11 protein-coding genes and 1 pseudogene are annotated in these 18,191 nt (G+C 50.4%); 4 read left to right on the forward strand and 8 right to left on the reverse strand.

Translation table 11 applies throughout. The features are described from left to right. Window positions 1-925: 925 nt before the first annotated feature. The 5 genes from LUQ43_RS02180 to LUQ43_RS02200 form a co-directional block, all read right to left on the reverse strand. Window positions 926-1,720, reverse strand: coding sequence for a nucleotidyl transferase AbiEii/AbiGii toxin family protein (locus LUQ43_RS02180; RefSeq protein ID WP_299963343.1), 795 nt, complete (start codon window positions 1,718-1,720; stop codon window positions 926-928). Then, a complete protein-coding gene (locus tag LUQ43_RS02185; RefSeq protein WP_299963345.1) occupies window positions 1,717-2,475 on the reverse strand; it encodes a type IV toxin-antitoxin system AbiEi family antitoxin in 759 nt (252 codons plus the stop codon). Before LUQ43_RS02185 ends, LUQ43_RS02180 begins: the two co-directional genes overlap by 4 nt. 800 nt (window positions 2,476-3,275) lie before the next feature. After that, window positions 3,276-8,399 (reverse strand): hypothetical protein, encoded by a 5,124-nt coding sequence (locus LUQ43_RS02190; protein ID WP_299963347.1) that lies wholly within the window; start codon window positions 8,397-8,399, stop codon window positions 3,276-3,278. A gap of 401 nt (window positions 8,400-8,800) precedes the next feature. Next, window positions 8,801-9,373 carry a GNAT family N-acetyltransferase gene (locus LUQ43_RS02195; RefSeq protein ID WP_299963349.1) on the reverse strand — a complete coding sequence of 191 codons (573 nt, stop codon included), beginning with the start codon at window positions 9,371-9,373 and terminating at the stop codon, window positions 8,801-8,803. Next, the gene (locus LUQ43_RS02200) at window positions 9,374-9,520 is read right to left on the reverse strand and encodes a hypothetical protein (protein ID WP_299963351.1); all 147 of its coding nucleotides are present in this window, start codon (window positions 9,518-9,520) and stop codon (window positions 9,374-9,376) included. A gap of 269 nt (window positions 9,521-9,789) precedes the next feature. Between LUQ43_RS02200 and uvrA the strand changes: the two are divergent. After that, a pseudogene (gene uvrA / locus LUQ43_RS02205) lies at window positions 9,790-12,612 on the forward strand (excinuclease ABC subunit UvrA). 66 nt (window positions 12,613-12,678) lie between these two features. Beyond that, window positions 12,679-14,268 (forward strand): excinuclease ABC subunit UvrC, encoded by a 1,590-nt coding sequence (uvrC, locus tag LUQ43_RS02210; RefSeq protein ID WP_299963353.1) that lies wholly within the window; start codon window positions 12,679-12,681, stop codon window positions 14,266-14,268. A gap of 185 nt (window positions 14,269-14,453) precedes the next feature. Here uvrC and LUQ43_RS02215 read toward each other — a convergent pair whose 3' ends face one another. After that, the gene (locus LUQ43_RS02215; RefSeq protein WP_299963355.1) at window positions 14,454-14,852 is read right to left on the reverse strand and encodes a hypothetical protein; all 399 of its coding nucleotides are present in this window, start codon (window positions 14,850-14,852) and stop codon (window positions 14,454-14,456) included. A 107-nt stretch (window positions 14,853-14,959) separates the two neighbouring features. Beyond that, window positions 14,960-15,274, reverse strand: a complete 315-nt coding sequence (locus tag LUQ43_RS02220; RefSeq protein WP_299963357.1) for a transcription factor S — start codon at window positions 15,272-15,274, stop codon at window positions 14,960-14,962. A gap of 167 nt (window positions 15,275-15,441) precedes the next feature. On the opposite strand from LUQ43_RS02220, the gene artA reads away from it, so the two are divergent. Continuing rightward, window positions 15,442-16,320 carry an archaeosortase A gene (gene artA / locus LUQ43_RS02225; protein WP_363318472.1) on the forward strand — a complete coding sequence of 293 codons (879 nt, stop codon included), beginning with the start codon at window positions 15,442-15,444 and terminating at the stop codon, window positions 16,318-16,320. Window positions 16,321-16,738: 418 nt separating this feature from the next. Here artA and LUQ43_RS02230 read toward each other — a convergent pair whose 3' ends face one another. Beyond that, window positions 16,739-17,371 carry a CDP-alcohol phosphatidyltransferase family protein gene (locus tag LUQ43_RS02230; RefSeq protein ID WP_299963361.1) on the reverse strand — a complete coding sequence of 211 codons (633 nt, stop codon included), beginning with the start codon at window positions 17,369-17,371 and terminating at the stop codon, window positions 16,739-16,741. Between the two features lie 136 nt (window positions 17,372-17,507). Here LUQ43_RS02230 and LUQ43_RS02235 point away from each other — a divergent pair, with 136 nt between their 5' ends. Then, a complete protein-coding gene (locus LUQ43_RS02235; protein ID WP_299963363.1) occupies window positions 17,508-18,191 on the forward strand; it encodes a dihydrofolate reductase family protein in 684 nt (227 codons plus the stop codon).

Genomic DNA, 18,191 nt, shown 5'->3' on the forward strand with positions numbered 1-18,191 from the left:
TTTTGTTGTGATGTCGCGGGGCCCTTTGACAGAACAGGATTAGCTCGGGGTATATAAGCGCTTGTATGAATAAATCCGGAAACACAAAATCCAGAGGTTTTGCTCGCGATTGAGCGCCAACGGGGCCCGATACGCTGATATTGGCGGGCGCAAAAATGGGAACCGCATGTGGTGTACAGGAGGGAACTTCTGCCGGAACGGGTCCCGGGAGATCCCCCGCCGGCTGATCCGGCCCACGGTACCCTGATCGGTCTGGTCTTCGTGTGCTGGAACACGGCTAAATCCGACCTCAATTATTCCCGTCGATAATGAGGGGTAAATTCCGTACCCGGTTCCCTAGTTTTTGCGAATTATGACCTCTGTTTTTGGTGCTTTTGGGAAAAGAGGTACAACCGGGCTCGCAGCAGGCTCCGTTGTACCAGAATTCCCACGGGTGCCTCCCAGCCTTCTGTGAGGGAGGTCACCGGGGAGGTGTCGTCTGGCAAGGTCACCGGGGATGGAGGTGCCCATCGTCAGTCGCTGGTATCCTGAGGGCAGTGCCAGGGGATGCGGTGGAGGGGGGTGGGAGTTTGCGAACAGGGCCCGGACAAAAAAAATTATTGCGGACAGGGCCCGGTAAAAATATTTTTGATTGCGCTGGATTTTTCCGGAAAAATTTTTGGTGCAAACGTAAACGGCCCGGAATTTTTTTACACGAACCGGTTCTGCCGGGAATTTTTTTTGCCGGAGCAACCCGACACGATCTCCCGCCCGTGTGCAGTGGGGCGGGGTCGGGCTCTCGCTGATCGGGCGGACCCGGGACCGTATTTAGTACCGGACCCGTCGTCAATTGTTGGAACCGGGGGTACTGAGGAACGCTGGCAATCAGCAGGAAAAATCATAACTATAACAGAAATAACAAACCAGAAAAATCCAGATTTTTCACTCAAGAATGGGATTTTTTCTTCGAATATCCCTCAATTACCTCCAGCATTGTCTCAAACGACTCATCAAAATCCGGAACCCCGCTCATCTGGTGGCCCAAAGAAACCTGCCACAGATCTTTGAAGTGCTCCCGCTTTCCATTGAGTACCGCCATATCGACAACAACACCTTTCGCATCGCATTTACGAAGGAGAATCGACTTCACAACCCGGTGGTCCACCCGGTTCGCCAGTTGCACGATATCATAGAGATCGCGTGAACGGCTCCGCTGGAAGAGCGACCGTATCTTCTCTGCCATGATCTCTTCGAGCGCATACGAAGCCACGGATACAGAGAGCCCGTCGGAATACGGGTGGAAGACCGGGCGTTCGCTGACCGGAAGCAGGACATCCTCCTGGCCCGGGCCGGTCAGGTCAAGATCGATTTTCACCGGGGATGATGAACCCCGGTTCAGGATCCGGAACCGGGCCGTTGCCTTATAACCGGTTTTAGTTTCCCGGAAGCCGGGATCGTCTTCGAACAGGATGCCACTCTCCTCACGAACCCGGAGTACTGCATCGCTCACCGCTGCCTGCAATGCACCAGCATCGACCGGTTCAAGAAGGGTAAAATCGAGGTCATCGGAGAACCGGTAGTTCTCGATGAACACTTTCCGGATGCCGGTCCCTCCCTTGAATGCCATGTTGATTGGGCGAAGTGCGGACAGGAGCCAGTTCTGCGCATAATCCCGCTCAATGGTGGAGGTGGGAACGCCGGATTCCCGGGCGCGTTCCTTGATCTCAAGGGTCGTAATCATTCAAGCGACTCCGACAGCACAGCATCGTGATTGATCACGAGCCGCCATTTCGGATCGTTCTTTCCTTCTGCCGGCATGGTGGGATCCAGCAGCAGGTATTTTTTCGAACGCGGCGGCGGGAGATCGATTTGCACGCCCAGTTTCTCGCACAGGTACCCGAGCCTCCGGACCACGGCAAAGTTATCGATCCGGATGGCGTATTCCGTGAGCCGGTCGCGATCCAGCGAACCGCTTTTGAGCGCTTTTGCGACTTCGATGATTCCCCCGGCGTACTGTGGCTTGTCGAGGCAGTCGATGATCGTCTTTTCCTTGTCTGTGATGCTGACCGGAGTCTCCTCGATCCATTCCTTACGGATTCCGAAGATCTTCTCCTCCTTCACCCGCACGATCTGATAGTTCACTCCGAAAATCTCCATCGCGCTTTTGCTTTTGCGTGCAGGTGTCTGGATAAATACGGTGGCAGGGATCTGCTCGGTGAGACCGTAGTGGTGGAGAGCGCTCCAGTAGGAGATCGCGTACGGTTCGACAAGGTACGACGCGATGACAAATTCGTGGAGCGTGTATTTTCCTTTCTCGCTCCCGAGCGGAATGATGAGGTACTTGCCCTTGTCAATCCGTTCGATGAACCCTTTTTCCTCCAGCCGGAAGAGGATGACCCTGAGCGTTCCTTTACTGATGTGCGTCTTCTGGTAGAGCTGGTCAAACGAGAAGACCTGGTTCTCTTTTGCCATGGACTTCAGGATCTCAATGGTCATTCCCCGGAGTTCCCCCTTAGATACACTAATGTTATCATTTATGTTAACATTTGCGTACTGGAGGGGGAATTATCCGGGTTCCCTGTTTGACGCATTAACGTCGGACAGATCCATCAGGTCGGAGGGGGACCGTCGTCAAATGCCGGTACGAAATCCAGACATCAGATCCGGCACCCGGGAAAACCAAGACTCCACAATCCGGCCCTGACTTTTGCCATCAAAACGTTGCTAAATCCGACCTCAATTATTCCCGTCGACAACTCACAGTAAATTCCGGGCCCGGTTCCGCATTTTTACGAATTATGACCTCCCCTTTTTGGGGGTAGGGGGAAAAGAGGTACAACCGTCCCCGTTAAGGGCTCCGTTGTACCTGAATTCCCACAGGTGCCTCCCAGCCTTCTGTGTGAGGGGTCACCGGCGGAGGTGTCGTCTGGCAAGGTCACCGGGGAGGGAGGTGCCCATCGTCAGTCGCTGGTATCCTGAGGGCAGTGCCAGGGGATGCGGATGAGGGGGGGCGGGAGTCTGCGAACAAGGCCAGGACAAAAATTGATTGCGCCGGATTTTTCCGGAAAAAATTTTGTGGGAACGTGACCGGCCCGGAATTTTTTTTATACGAACCGGTTTTGCCGGTTTTTTTTGCCGGAGCAACCCGATGTGATCAATCAAGTCGGCCGCATGCAGGGGGGCCGGGCTGGAACTGATTGGGCGGACCCGGGACCGGTTGGTCCCGACCCGTCTTGCTTCTCCGGAACCGAGGGCACTGAGAAAAGTGAGCGATTCGGCGAGTTCGGGTTGGCGTCCTAATTGGCGATCTTTCTTGAACGGACCATTTGTTCCCTGAGATAATATGCCCCGGAAGATCCTGTATCTACGAGTGCATCCAGCAAAATCTTACACGATTGATATTGTATTCTCGGGATCGATGTGCTATTTTCAACTAAAAAACGGTTGATGCACATTTCGAGATAAAATGCTGTGTTTTGAGTGAATAATTGTGTTCCACCAATAGCCTTCTGATGTTTTGCAAGAATTTTCATTCCTGAATCAAGAAATACATCTGAATATTGAAATATCAACTTGGTAGCGGACTCAAAAACTACCCGGTTTACCCCGGCAGTGTCTATGAAATCGATGATTAGTCTTTTTCCTTGAATGAGATTATCGCGTTCATATTCGACTTGGTGCGGTTGAAGATCTGAAAATAACATATCACGAATTAATTTATGCTGATTTTTTACCAGGTCATCTTCATATCTATTCGATCGAGATTGGTTTTCAGCATTTTTTATGGCAATTTTTTGCATTGGTCCTGATAACGCACTCCATAGTTCCCAATAGCGATCTCGTTTTTTTGTCTTATCGGCCGATACGAAAGTCCACATTAAAACCCATTTTACAAGATCTGGAGCTGTGTCGCAGAGTAACTGTAATTGTTCCTCATATTTTTGTTTGACTTCACCTTTTGAAATGTTGAACAAATGGTCCGACAATAATTTTCCAAATTCTGTGGGAAGTTTATAATCCATTCTTTCTCTATATCCCTCTCTAACATGACTATCGTGGGACTCTTCATCTTGCTCCGCTTTTCCGAAGAGTTCCAACATTCGTGAGATAAGGAAGATATGCTCTGGGTCAGTTGAACCGTTAGGAATCATCAAACAAGATGTCAATAAATGTTCGGGGCTATGAGATTCAAAAGTTATATTTGTAATATCTGTTGTTATTTCCCCACGTGCAATTTTTTCACAGAAAGCAAAAAGCCATTCATTCAGATCTTCTATTTTCTTGAAATTCTTTTGTTCCAAAGCCTCTAATCGGGAGTACTCTATAATTCCAAGAATACATTTATGAGCAAAATCAGGATCTCGTTGCCAGAGATTGTTTCTCACACCGTTAGCGGCTTCGATTCGCACATTTTTATTTACATGTGTTAGTGCGATGGCTATGATCGTCTTGACAATAATCTTCTCATCGTCGTTTGAGGTAAAATCTAAACTAATTGGGAGAACGGAAGCCGCAGCCGCAGCACCACTTGAATCTGTTACATCCATAGCTACGGCTGGATTTCCGGAATCTGCATGAACAATGATTGTATTGAGGATTAAATCGAAACCTAAAGAAAAATTCTCACTAGTAATTTCGTCATGGTGGTCTCGTAACAACACTGCTGCTCCATTTACGAGACACCTAGAGAATAAAAAAAGTCCCGACGATAGTATGTCTGAAACATCACCTTTTGTATTGCTTTGGATGATCGTTGATAAACTTTCAATTTCTTCATATGCATCACGCCATGTAGAATAATATTCTCTATCCAGTTTCTCATTTTTCAGAAGTTTGTCCGACCACAGACACAGTGAATAAAATCGATTATTTAATGTCTGTTCAGATTCGGTTTTCTTTTGGATTTCAATTAGATCGGGCTCCATATTTTGTGGAGTGAATACAATCCTACTGTTCTCTTTATCAACTTCTGGCTTCCACTCACGACTATCAATTCTATGGAACCGGAATCTCCAGTTCTCATCTTTTCCGGTCTTTGACCGCAAATCGTCAAGGATTTTTAAAATCTCATCCCTAGAATCTTTAAACTGGAGATATCCGATCAGCCATTCAAGATCTTTTTTCCTCCAGGGTCGTAATGCAGCTTTACGTCTTTCTTCTATGTAGATATCTGCTAAAGGATCGATTTTTGGTACAAACAAATTAACTTCATTTCCACCACGTTCGTGTAACATCCTGTCCAAATCCAAACCATAAAATTCAGGTGTTCTTAGAATTGGAAAAGCGGCTTTTCCTATTTTCTCCGGAAAACCAGTCGCGATCGATGCCAGGATAGCGGTTGGCATGACAGAATTGCTTCGCCGTAAAACTTTACTGAAAAGAGCTTCAAAAATTTCAGGACGATCAAAAATAGTCACAAGATCGATCATCCAGTTCTCTAGTGCCATCAGGGCACATTGTAAAATATACGGAATTACTTCATGACCCCGATATCCGACCCACAAACGTTTCGAACAATATTGTTTGATTTTCGATCCGTCGTTCAGGGTGATTTCAACTTCCTGAACCCCCGAAGATTTCATATCGTCTGGCAAATTCGGGAATCTTTCAGGATCATCGAATTCAGAATGGGCGTAACTATCCGCAGTTGTGTTAAGGAATCCTAAGATAAAATCCAATCCGTTTACCGAAGGAAAACGAAGTAGGGAAGAAAATGGCCCTTTTTCTCCACTAGGCGGAAAAAATTTCATATCCGTCTTGTATTTATCTAATCCAAAACACTCGTCTGCATCTCTATATCCGTACCCACTATCAATATCGTTGTCAGATGGTACTTTGATCCATTCATGCCATGCAATATTGATGACTGTGTCTGGTACGTATTTGCACAAGAACTTAGATTCTTGCTTACGTAGAGCGATGGCGACAAGATCATCAATATAGCGCGGTCGACGCTTTTTAGTATCTTCTTGAAACAAGTCAGTTTCCAGAAGTTTGTGGAATTCGTCCTGAATCGCCGGAACGACACGGACGATGACATTTAGTATTTTTTTTCTTTCTTCATCCTCTCTATGCGAATCCTTGATATCACTTAGCAAATGCAGCGCAAGAAGGCCAACTTCACGGGAATTGGGGGGCAGATCGTCATTTATGTTAATTTGCGAGGACCATTCATCGAGAACCGAAGAAATATGAGGTAAAAGGTTTTTTGAAATATTTTGTTTTTCAGTAAATATGAAATGAATTATTGCATACCAGCCCGGGCCATAGGGTTTTAAGAAAATAGTATGGGACAGATATCCTGCCATTTCTTTTTTAATTGCCAGCTGACTCAATAACTCCTGATTGGGAATTTTACATGCAGTTCTTAGAATAAAACAGAATCGTTTGAGAAGTTCGCTATCGTTCGTAAATAACTGATCTTTTAATTCGCAGAGAAACCCAAGTGGGTTTTGGCCCTGGAGTACAGCAGTTATTGTTTCATCTTGCCAGATTCTTTCAATCTTCTCGTCGTTTAATATTGACAGAATCAGGGGCTTGATATCCGCCCCATCTTTTAATTTTTGATTAAGCCACAAACGAAAAGCTCGATTCATTGCCGGTTCGTGACCTATTGAGTCTAAGAATCCTTTGGTTTCCCCGATAGATGACTGAAATTTCTCTTCAATATATTCAACAATTGCCCAATCTTCAAAAACATCATGATCTGGCCGGACGCGAGAATTTGATGGATTCCGATGAATCAAATTATCGGCTTCAAGTTTAAGTAATGCATTAGCATCGAATTCAGTACTAGTGACTTCGTAAACCATTTGTTTTGCCCGTTTTACTGCGACAGCGATAAACGCTCGCCGTCGCCTTATTGGCATACCGTCCGATCTCTCAGATTCTTTTGAGATTATATCATTCCAGACGGCTTCCCGAAATTCCCGTTCGCCCTCGCTGTTTGAAAACTTCTTGCCATTATTGATAACTAGGTAAGCAAGGTCCGCTAGGAACGGGTTTTTCAATAAAGGTTTGAGAAGGGGATTTTCTGCAAAAGGTTTCAGAATTTGAAATTTTTCGCACAATTGTGTGATATCATCATCCCTAAATCCACTGATCGGTATTGTTTCATAATTAACACCGGATGGCTGAAGAAACGTAAAAGATATTGGTTGAAAAGCATACTCTCGACAGCTCGCAATTATTGTCCATTCGGGATGTCGTTGAATAAATTGAATCAGATCGTTAAACGCGGTTTTGTTCTGAAGTTCGAGTAATTTTTCCAAAGACTCAATGAGAAGGTATTTTTTCGGCATTAAGGCGAGACCTTCTTCTAGATCTCCGAGAGAACTTGTCAGACCTATTGCTGAAAAAACGTTATCCAGGTGAGGTTTGTCAAGATCCTCTGTTCGAAGGCAAAATATAGGCTCTTTTCCGATCAAGTCGCCAGTAAATTCTCGAACGAGACTGGACTTTCCACAACCCCTCTCCCCTAAAAGGATGACAAATTTATTTTCTGCACTGTTTTCAATAAGCTGAGCAAGTAGTTCTGGACGCTTGACATGAAACCCACCAATTTCCGACCTTATCCCCTCAACGATGTATTTACTTCTTTCATTCAATTTTTTGAGGTCGTGAGCGAAGTGCGGATTTTTCTTAGTATCGAGAGAATCACGGATTTCTTTCGAAATTGTAAGTGGCGAAAGTGTTCCTGCATCTGGATTGAATGATTGTACTTCTCCGAGGATCTTTTCCCAAATTGACGACGGATCATTATTGGAACTTTTGGAAATCAGTGATAGTACTAACTGGAGAATGCTGCTGGAATCCGAATCCAGATCATATCCCAATTGATAGAAGTGTTTTAAAAAATCCCAAAGTTGATGATCCGAAAGGGCAATCCCCTCATTTGCATTTTGTAATTGTGTCCTGAATGCTTTGAGAAGATTTTGTTTCTTTTCGCTGCTGAATTTCCCTTTACTAACCTTATAGAGAAATTCGTTTTCATCTTCAGAATGTCGTGCCCAATCCAGAATTGTTCTAAGGTTAGTATCGGAGATAACGGTGATAAGGGCAAATACATCCGTTTCTTTATTAAAAATATCAGGATTATTAAAATCCGTCCAAGCTGCTTGAATTACCTCTTTAAAAGTTTCATTTTCTTCCGTTATTGTTATTGAACGTTTAATTTGAGCTAAAAGTTTTGCTTCTTGGCCTGTTGATTCGTCTTTTGTAAAGACAATGAAATCATCAATATTGAACCCGGCATAACGTCCTTGTAGTTTTATTTTTTGAATAGGCCATTGGGGTAAACAAGGTGAAATTCTGCTCGTTAACATGAAGACTACAAATGCAGCCTGGACCCGTGTTTCAAAAAATGCCCCTAAGGATCCTGAAGAAGCGGGATTAATCAGATTTTTTTCTTTATCGGTCATGTCCCTTGCGCCCTTATTATAATTGCTCTATTTTCAAACATTACAATCTTCCGTGCCTTTAATTGGGCGATGAAGTAAAATTAATCAGGTAAAGGTTTGAGATTAACTATCACGATGTCAAAGGACACTGAATCTATCAGCATTAACGAAAAAATTCAAATTCATTGTCCTTATTGTGGAAAAGAGTTTTTAGATTTCGAACAAATCGGTTCCGGAAAATCCACGCTCGCTAATCGATACGCTCTATGCGGAAGGCCAGCGCCGGTACAGGGAATCGCTCTCCAATTGCCCGTCAGTTCCTCATGCTGATGCAGAAGTCCGACGTGGACTTCATCGGGTCAGTGCATGATAAAAACGAAAACAGATTATTTTCCCGGGCAGAATTATTTTCACAGGGAGGATTAACGTTCATCATAATCGCTTAACGGCGCATTCTTCCCGATCCTCTCAAGTTCCTTGTGGATGTCGATATACAGGGGAATAGTGTCCCTGCCCTTCAGCTTTCCTGGATCGAAAATAGCTTCATGAAAAGAGAATTTTACGTAGAATCCCACGGCATCGGGTTTTGCATCGACCGTAATGATCCTGCACCCGATATACCGCGAGAATCGTATCCAGATGGAAAAAATCTTCAGCAACATCGCGCGGCCTACACCCTGGTGTTCAAAATCCTTGTGGGTTGCGAGCCGGGCAATTTTCAGAGCCGAATATGTTTTGTACTGATAACCAGGATCGCCATCGTCTTCTGCAAGCTCATCCTTCTTGATAACATCCGTGACAAGCGTGAAATACCCGACAAGACGACCCTGCCAGAAAACCAGCCGGGTAACGGAAATCCGGTCCAGCTGGTTCTGGTAAGCATCTTCCGATAAAAAATCTTTCAGCTCGGGATTCCTGCAGCTGAATGTTGAAATCTGTTGATCGTGATCGGCAGTTAAAACTACAAATTCAAGATCATCGAGGCTGATACTCATTTAGAAACGCGATCGTTCAGCCAGATCGGCTGCTTCCCTGATAAGTTTACGTCCTTCCTCGGTGTAGGTCGGATTATCAATATATTTCTGGAACCTGACAGACTCTTCCCGATCAAGGATGAGACCCAGTTCAATTGGTTTTGCCACGGTTGTCCACCTTCGTTATAATGGTAACTAAGTTCGTTTGCATATTATAAAATTGTGGTCAACGTATCACTCGCTTCTTGCTCACTTCAATCCGAGTCGTTTCACGTAACTCCCATTGTTTTCCGGAGTGTCGTGTTGGCAGGATGACGCCCCTGAAGGTGAATTTTTTTTCCTCTGGATGTGATAAAAAACAACACTTACTCTCTTCACTTTCATGCCCCGAACTGAACTCCTTTATATGCCGGTGCCAAACAGTCTGAGCACCTAGCATGAAAAATATCATCATCAAAGGTGCCCGCCAGCACAACCTGAAAAACATCAGCGTCGAAATCCCCCGCGACAAACTCGTGGTGATCACGGGAGTCTCCGGGTCCGGCAAATCAACGCTCGCATTCGATACGCTCTATGCAGAAGGCCAGCGCCGGTACGTCGAGTCCCTCTCTTCCTATGCCCGGCAGTTCCTCGGCATCATGCACAAGCCCGATGTGGACCATATCGAGGGACTTTCCCCTGCCATCGCCATCGAGCAGAAGACCACGTCCAAGAATCCCCGGAGCACGGTCGGGACGACAACCGAGATCTACGATTACCTCCGTCTCCTCTACGCCAGGATCGGGACACCGTTCTGCCCCGAGCACAATATTCCCATCACCGCCCAGACCCCGGACCGGATGGCGGACCAGATCACCGCGGAACATCCCGGCATGGTCACTATCCTCGCACCGATCGTGCGGCAGAAGAAGGGAACGTACCAGCAGCTCCTCCGCGACCTGAACAAGGAAGGATACGCCCGGGTCCGGGTCAACAGGAAGATCATCCGGACCGATGAGGAGATCAGCCTCGACCGGTACAAGAAGCACGACATCGAGATCGTGATCGACCGGCTCGAAACAAGCGACCGCTCGCGTCTCGCGGAAGCCGTGGAGAACGCCCTCAAAAAGTCGGAAGGACTCATCATCGCCGTGGACGAGCAGGAGAATGAGACAACGTACTCCTCGCTGATGGCCTGCCCGGTCTGCGGGATGTCGTTCGAGGAGCTCCAGCCACGGATGTTCTCGTTCAACAGCCCGTTCGGCGCCTGCGATTAATGTCACGGGCTGGGCGTCAAGATGGAGTTCGACCCGGACCTGATCATCCCGGACAAAACCCGCTGCATTGCTGACGGTGCCGTAGCCCCGTACCGCAATCCCATGGACGGGTTCCGGGGCCAGTACCTTGCAACCGTTGCAAAGCACTTCGGCTTTTCTGTGATGACGCCGATCAAGGATCTCACCGAAGAACAATACAATGCCCTGATGTACGGCTCGAACGAGAAGATGCATTTCTCGATGAGCACGCGGAATGGCGATGCCCAGTGGTCCCACAACGGCGAGTGGGAAGGTCTCCTCCCGCAGACCGCCCGGCTGTATTCCCAGACCAAGTCCGAGTGGAGGAAGCGCGAGATGGAAGGCTACATGCGGGTCTTTGACTGCCCGGCCTGCAAGGGGAAGCGGCTCAAGGACAAGATCCTCGCGGTCCGGATCAACGGCAAGTCCATCATAGATGTCACGGACCTCTCCGTATCCGGCGGTCTCGCATTCTTCGACGGCCTTAAGCTTACCGACAAGGAAGCGGAGATCTCCCGGCAGATCATCAAGGAGATCCGGGGCCGGCTCGCATTCCTTGAAAAAGTCGGTCTCAGCTACCTCACGCTCTCCCGCAATGCCGGCACCCTCTCCGGCGGAGAGGCCCAGCGGATCCGGCTCGCCACCCAGATCGGCACCAACCTGATGGGCGTGCTCTACGTGCTGGACGAGCCCTCCATCGGCCTGCACCAGCGCGACAACCGGAAACTCATCGAGAGCTTACAGACCCTCCGTGACCTCGGCAATACCGTGATTGTCGTGGAGCACGATGAGGACATGATCCGGTCTGCCGACCACGTGATCGATATAGGCCCCGGGGCGGGGATGCATGGCGGGGAGGTCATTGCGGAGGGCAACCCGAAACAGATCGAGAAGAACAAAAAGTCGCTGACCGGCCAGTACCTCGCCGGCACTAAATCGATCGCGGTTCCGGCCACGCGGCGGAAAGCCGGGAAGTTCATCACGGTAAAGGGCTGCCGTGAGAACAATCTCAAGAAGATCGATGCAAAGTTCCCGATTGGCCTGCTGACCGTTGTCACCGGGGTATCAGGGAGTGGGAAATCCACGCTCGTGTACGAGACCCTGTACAAGGGCATGATGCAGATCATCAACAGGTCCCGTGAGCAGGTGGGCAAGCACGACAAGATTGTTTTCGATGCGGATATCGACAAGGTGATCGTCATCGACCAGTCCCCGATCGGCAGGACCCCCCGGAGCAACCCGGCAACATACACCAAACTCTTCGATGAGATCCGTACCGTCTTTGCCGGGACCAAGGAGGCAAAGATGCGGGGCTACACCCCGGGACGGTTCTCGTTCAATATCCGGGGCGGCCGGTGCGAGGCCTGCGAAGGCGACGGCCTGATCCGCATCGAGATGAACTTCCTGCCCGATGTGTATATCGAATGCGAGGAATGCAAGGGGAAGCGGTACAACCGCGAGACCCTCGAAGTGCAGTACAAGGGCAAGTCCATTGCCGATGTGCTGGACATGAGCGTTGAGGAAGCGCTGAACCTGTTCGAGAACATCCCTTCGATCCGTTCCAAGCTGGAGATGCTCTCCCGCGTGGGCCTGGATTACATCAAGCTCGGCCAGAGCTCCACGACGCTCTCCGGTGGCGAAGCCCAGCGGATCAAGCTCACCCGCGAACTGGCGAAAAGGGCCACCGGCAGGACGCTCTACCTGCTCGATGAACCGACCACCGGCCTTCACTTCGACGACACCAAAAAACTGATCAAGGTGCTCGACGATCTCGTGGAAAAAGGCAACACCGTCATCGTCATCGAACACAATCTCGATGTGATCAAGTCGGCGGATTATATCATCGATATCGGTCCTGAAGGCGGGGATGCGGGCGGGAAGATCGTGGCGTGCGGGACACCGGAGAAAGTCGCATCCGTTCCCGGAAGTTATACCGGGCAGTTCCTGAAGGAGATGCTCGGCCGCAAATCGCCGGCCCCCTCATGATTTTTTTATCCTGATGGTTTCTCCCCATTCATTAATAATCCGGGCGGAGAGACGCTAGTTACAGAAATGTTCGACACTGCCACCCTCCCCGGCAACCCCGGCTGTTACCTGTTTCTTGACAAAGAGGGGACGATCATCTATGTCGGCAAGGCAAAGAACCTGAAAAAGCGGGTGAGCAGTTACTTCCAGAAGAAAGACCACGACCCGAAGACAAGGAGCCTTGTCGCGGCCATTGCCCGTGTCAGCGTCATGGTGACCAACACCGAGACCGAGGCTTTCCTGCTGGAAAACAACCTGATCAAGAAGAACCAGCCGAAATACAATATCGATCTCAAGGATGCCAAACGGTATGCCTACATCGAACTCAGTAACGAACCATTCCCCCGGATTGGGATTGCCCGGCGCACCGGGACTGACGGTTCCACGCAGTTCGGGCCGTTCGTCTCGGCTGCGGAACGCGATGCCCTGATCCACATCATCCGGAAGATCTTCCACCTCCGGTCCTGCCGGAGACTGCCGAAACGGGCGTGCCTCCGGTACCATATGCATACCTGCAGCGCCCCCTGCATCGGCGCGATCAGCGAGGAAGAGTATCGCCGTGACGTGAATCGTGCAGCAGAACTGCTGAAAGGGAAGAGTGCCGAACTCCTCCTCTCGCTGCGGGAGGAGATGGCCGGTTATTCGGCACATGAGGAATACGAGAAGGCGCTTACTCTGCGCAACCAGATCATCGCGGTTACGCACCTGGCAGAACGCCAGCATGTCGAGCGGCCGAAAGAGACCGACCAGGACGTGATCGGGTACGCGATCTCGGACGATACCGTCTACCTCATGGTCTTCTCGGTCGAGAAAGGGCTGCTCTCCGGCAAACAGGAATACTCGTTTGACAACCGCGAGGATTTCCTTGATGAATTTCTCGTCCAGTATTATGCGGATCGCGTTCCCCCGTCCGAGCTGATCGTGCCGCACGAGGTTGACGAAGCAATGGCAGGGTACCTGTCAGAGCGGAAGGGAAAGGCCGTGCAGGTGACGGTTCCCCGGATCGGGGAAAAGAAGAAACTGCTCGATCTCGTGGAGAAGAATCTCGAACACGCGTTCCTGAGAAATGACCTGAAGATCCGGGATCTCCAGGCAAGTCTCGGTCTTGCGGATGCCCCGGATGTCATCGAATGTTTCGATATCTCGCACCTCTCGGGTACTGCCATGGTGGGATCGATGGTGCAGTTCCGGGGCGGCATCCCGGACAAGAAGAATTACCGCCGGTTTAAGATCAAGACCGTGGAGGGTGTCGATGATTTTGCTTCCATTGCCGAGATCGTGAAACGGCGGTATGACCGTCTCATCCGGGAGGATGCGGAACTGCCCGACCTGATCATCATCGATGGGGGGAAGGGGCAGCTCTCTGCTGCCGGGGAATCTCTCCGCGATCTTGATGTCACCGTCCCCGTCATCGCCATCGCAAAACAGGAGGAGGATGTGTACCTCCCCGGGGAGATGCTTCCCCGGCAGCTGGACAAGAAAGGCATGGCCCTGCACTTCATCCAGGAGATCCGCGATGAGGCGCACCGGTTTGCCATCACGTATAACCGCCAGCTCCGGAAAAAAGCGGTGATCCCGGAAACGAAGCCGAAAAAGTCCCGGAAGAAGGACACCTGATACCGGCCGGGGACACGGTATCCGGCCACCCGGAACCGGGTGCGGCAATCCGGATTATTGTCCGGCATGCACACCTGCCGCCCTGGAAAAACACTCCTGAAAAAAAGTGAGCATCCCGGCGTACGCTCGTTTTCCATCCCCTTGGTGATGATGAGCGGGACGGCTTTTGGGGAATCACGGTGCGATCAGATGTCCCGGTCCACAAGTACCCGCTCGCTCCCGTCACTGAAATACCCGATCACGAGGACATGGTTTTTCCCGCCATAGGATCCGGTCATGGACTCGGTTGCGTGGATGGGGATGGGTGTTGTGCCAAGCCTGGATCCTTTTGAACGGGTGATGCTTTTTCCATTGCTGTCAGTAAACGTGATCTCCATCTCAACAAGGGAATCCATGCCCTCTGCACCGACAAAGGCAACGGTGATGTGCGAATCGTCCGGGTGCGTGACCTGTATTCCGTTCGCGGTCCAGGTACTGCCTGTTGAACTCTGGGTGCATCCCGCTGAAATAATCAGGAGGAGAAGTGCTGCTGCAACAGAACAATACCGGACGGCTGCATGCCGATCAGGGAACAAGGATCTCATGTATCACCTATTTCTCACCCGTTCTTAATACCTTAATGAATGGTACCCGCTCATTGCAGCAGGATGGAACCGGTAAACCCTGTTAAAAAAGGACGTATGGCTGATATTCAGTCGTACTGGCGCCATGTGTGGTCGCATTCCGTGCACCGGAAGAACCGCACTTCACTCTCATCCGCAGCCCGGAGCTGGCGCAGCCACCAGATCGCAAGGTTGTTCCCGCACTTGGGACACTTGATCTGGATCGTGGGCATGGTCTTGAGATCTTCATCCTCATCGTCAACGATCGTGATCTCGTTCTCCGTGCGCTTCTTCTCAACTTTCATCTGGTCGGAACTCTCAATCTTCCTGATATACCCGCACTTGCGGCATTTGAGCTGCCCGCCAGATGATATCATAAGAGACTTACATTCAGGGCAAAACATCGGTATAGTATGCGTGATGATAGAAGATTAAGCCTCGCGTTCGGGGATGAATGCAGATTCCGGTAATTCACACCCGAATTGCGGAACCCTTCAACCATTCAATTCCTGCCCGTACATGTGACGGGAGTGCAGAATCCTTTTTTTGGTATCGGGTGGATAATTCTATAATGATCGAGTATCTGGTTCTGCTGTCCTGTGCCGGATTCCTGGCATTCCTCATACCCGGTCGTCATCGGAACTATGCAGCCATAGCAGGCTGGATATTAATTGTCCTGACCCTCTTTGCCCTTCTGCCGGAATATTTTGCTGAAAATAACTTCCTGTATCCCCTTATTGCAGCCCTTTCCGTGCCGTTTCTTGTAATCACCGTCAAGTACCTGCTCGCCGGCGATGAACGGGCGATCTGCCTTTCCCGGGCAGCAGCGGTGGCATTCCTCATTTATGCACCGTTCGGGTTCACGCAGGTCCCCCTCTTTGCATGGCTCGGGAACCAGCTCATCTCTCTTGTTGTCGGGCAGGTGATGTGGATTCTTGATGCCCTCAACTTTGCCGTCTCGCTCACCTGCATGAATCCCCTGACCGAGCGGGTTATCGATCCGGCCGCATGTGGCGACCTGCTCCGCGACACCATCACCCGCAACGGGTTCAGCGTCCAGATCATTCTCGGGTGCACCGGTATCCAGAGTATCGCGATCTTACTGGGCGTTGCGGCGGCAGTCCCCACAACGCTCCGTCAGAAGATTTATGCATTCCTGATCATCGCGCCGACGATCTATATCCTTAACCTCCTGCGCAATGTCTTTGTTATCATGGCGTATACGGACCAGTGGTTCCCGTATTACCCGGATATTGCCGGCAACGGCGAACTGGGATACGAGAGTTTCTTCTGGGCGCATAATGTCATTGCCGAGATGCTCGCCCTTGTGATCCTGGTCATAATCGCCTACTGGCTCTTTACCCTCATCCCCCGTCTCGGGAAATTTGCCGACGATCTCTACCAGCTCTATACCGGGGAGATCAGGAAAGCGTTCGGCAAAGGGAAGTAATCCGCGTAACAAAGCTGAGGCGGGTGCCGGTGGCAATGCCTGATGAACCGGATGTTTCCGGTATCGGCGAACCGGGCTTCCGGTGTTTTTTCCGGGCGTACACGGTTATTCCCGGACTGCCGGTGTTCAGGATCCCATAATGATCTCTCTCTCTTGCGCCACCATTCCCCCGTGGGGGACGGGGCGCTATTAGCGATGCCTCGGCATTACCTTAATTGGGGGCACACACAGGTACAGGTAATACGGCACTATCGCAACCGGGGGATGCCCGATCGGTGGGGGCGGAGGCTTGCCGGAGCCCCCAGGAGCGGTAATGAAAATTTTGTTTCAGGTTTATCGCACGTTTGGTGGATGTTACGCAATCACCTAAAAAAATTATAAAATACTGATGATCTCTTCCCGCACTATGTCGGTGAGATCAGGAAAGCGTCCGGTAAAGGTAGATGATCCTCTGCAGTGCCGAGAGGTTGGTGCAGATGGCAATGATGATGATTGAGGCCCAGATAAACCCGGTCACTCCCCCGATAATCAGGATGAGGAAGGTTTCAGGACGCCCGAAAAAGCCGACGCCTTCGAGGGGGTCATCGATCTTGCCCTCGACTTTTTCCCGGTAACCAATCTCCGCGTAGACTACGGGCTTGATGAACGTGTTCATCAGCGACCCGATGATGGCGAGTGCCACGACCCCGAAATCGGCGATCGGGGAGACGGCTATGAACTGGCTGATGATCTGGATCCCGGAGAGCCCGATGCCGAGCATGGCCAGGGCATCGACGTACTTGTCGACAATCCAGTCAAAGACTGCCCCGAAGTTGGTGTGAGCACCGGTCTTCCGGGCAACGCTGCCATCAATGAGATCGAATATTGCCGAGAGCAGCAGTGCCAGGGATCCGAGAAGGAACTGTCGCTGGAAGAACAGGGCGGCGCACAGGATACCGGCGGCGAGCGAGAGCAGGGATATCTGGTTGGGCGTGATCCGGAGCCGCACAAAGAGATCTGCTACCGGCTCAAGGTATCCGATGAACCTTGGCCGGAGTGCAGTAATATTCATGACTCAATTCTTTCGCAGATGAACCATTAATAGTTGCCCATCCGGCGTTAATCCGGTGCATTACGGGGAGGAGTATGGCCGCAATCGCCACGTTATTTATATCCGCCGCCCTATTATTCCTGAGAGACGAGACCTCATGACAATTCCTGCAGACCGCCCGCACGTGCTGATGATGTCGGAGATCACTGCTGACGGCAAACTCACGCTCAAGAAAGGGGCATCCTCGAAGATCCTGATGAAATACATGGCTCACGAGACCGAACTCCTCCTCCATAATACCCGGGCGGAGTACGATGCGATCATGGTCGGGGCCAACACCATACGGATCGACAACTCGTTCCTGACGGTACGGTATGTACCCGGAAAAAGTCCTCTCCGGGTGATCCCCTGCAGCATGGCGGACATCCCGCTCGATGCCAATGTGCTGGGTCCCGATGCGCCGACAGCCATCGCGGTAGCTGAAGTCGCCCCGGAAGAGCGTATCGAGGCAATAAAAAAGAAAGGCGCACATGTGATCGTTGCCGGGAAGAACCATGTCGAGCTGCCCCTGCTCATGAAGATCCTCCGGGAACAATTCGGCGTGAAGAACCTTATGATCGAGGGCGGGCCCACGCTGAACTGGCACATGCTCCACGACCGGCTCGTGGACGAGATACGGCTCATCCACCTCCCCTTCATTGTCGGGGGTTCCGACACCCCGTCACTGGTCGGCGGGATGCATATCGATAACGAGAACGAGATGATCCGTCTCAACCTGAAAAAATACTATATGTGCGGCAGTAACCTCGTATCAGAATTCGATGTTCTGTACACACAGTGA

The sequence above is a fragment of the Methanoregula sp. genome (genome assembly GCF_028679125.1).
Classification (GTDB): Archaea; Halobacteriota; Methanomicrobia; order Methanomicrobiales; family Methanospirillaceae; genus Methanoregula.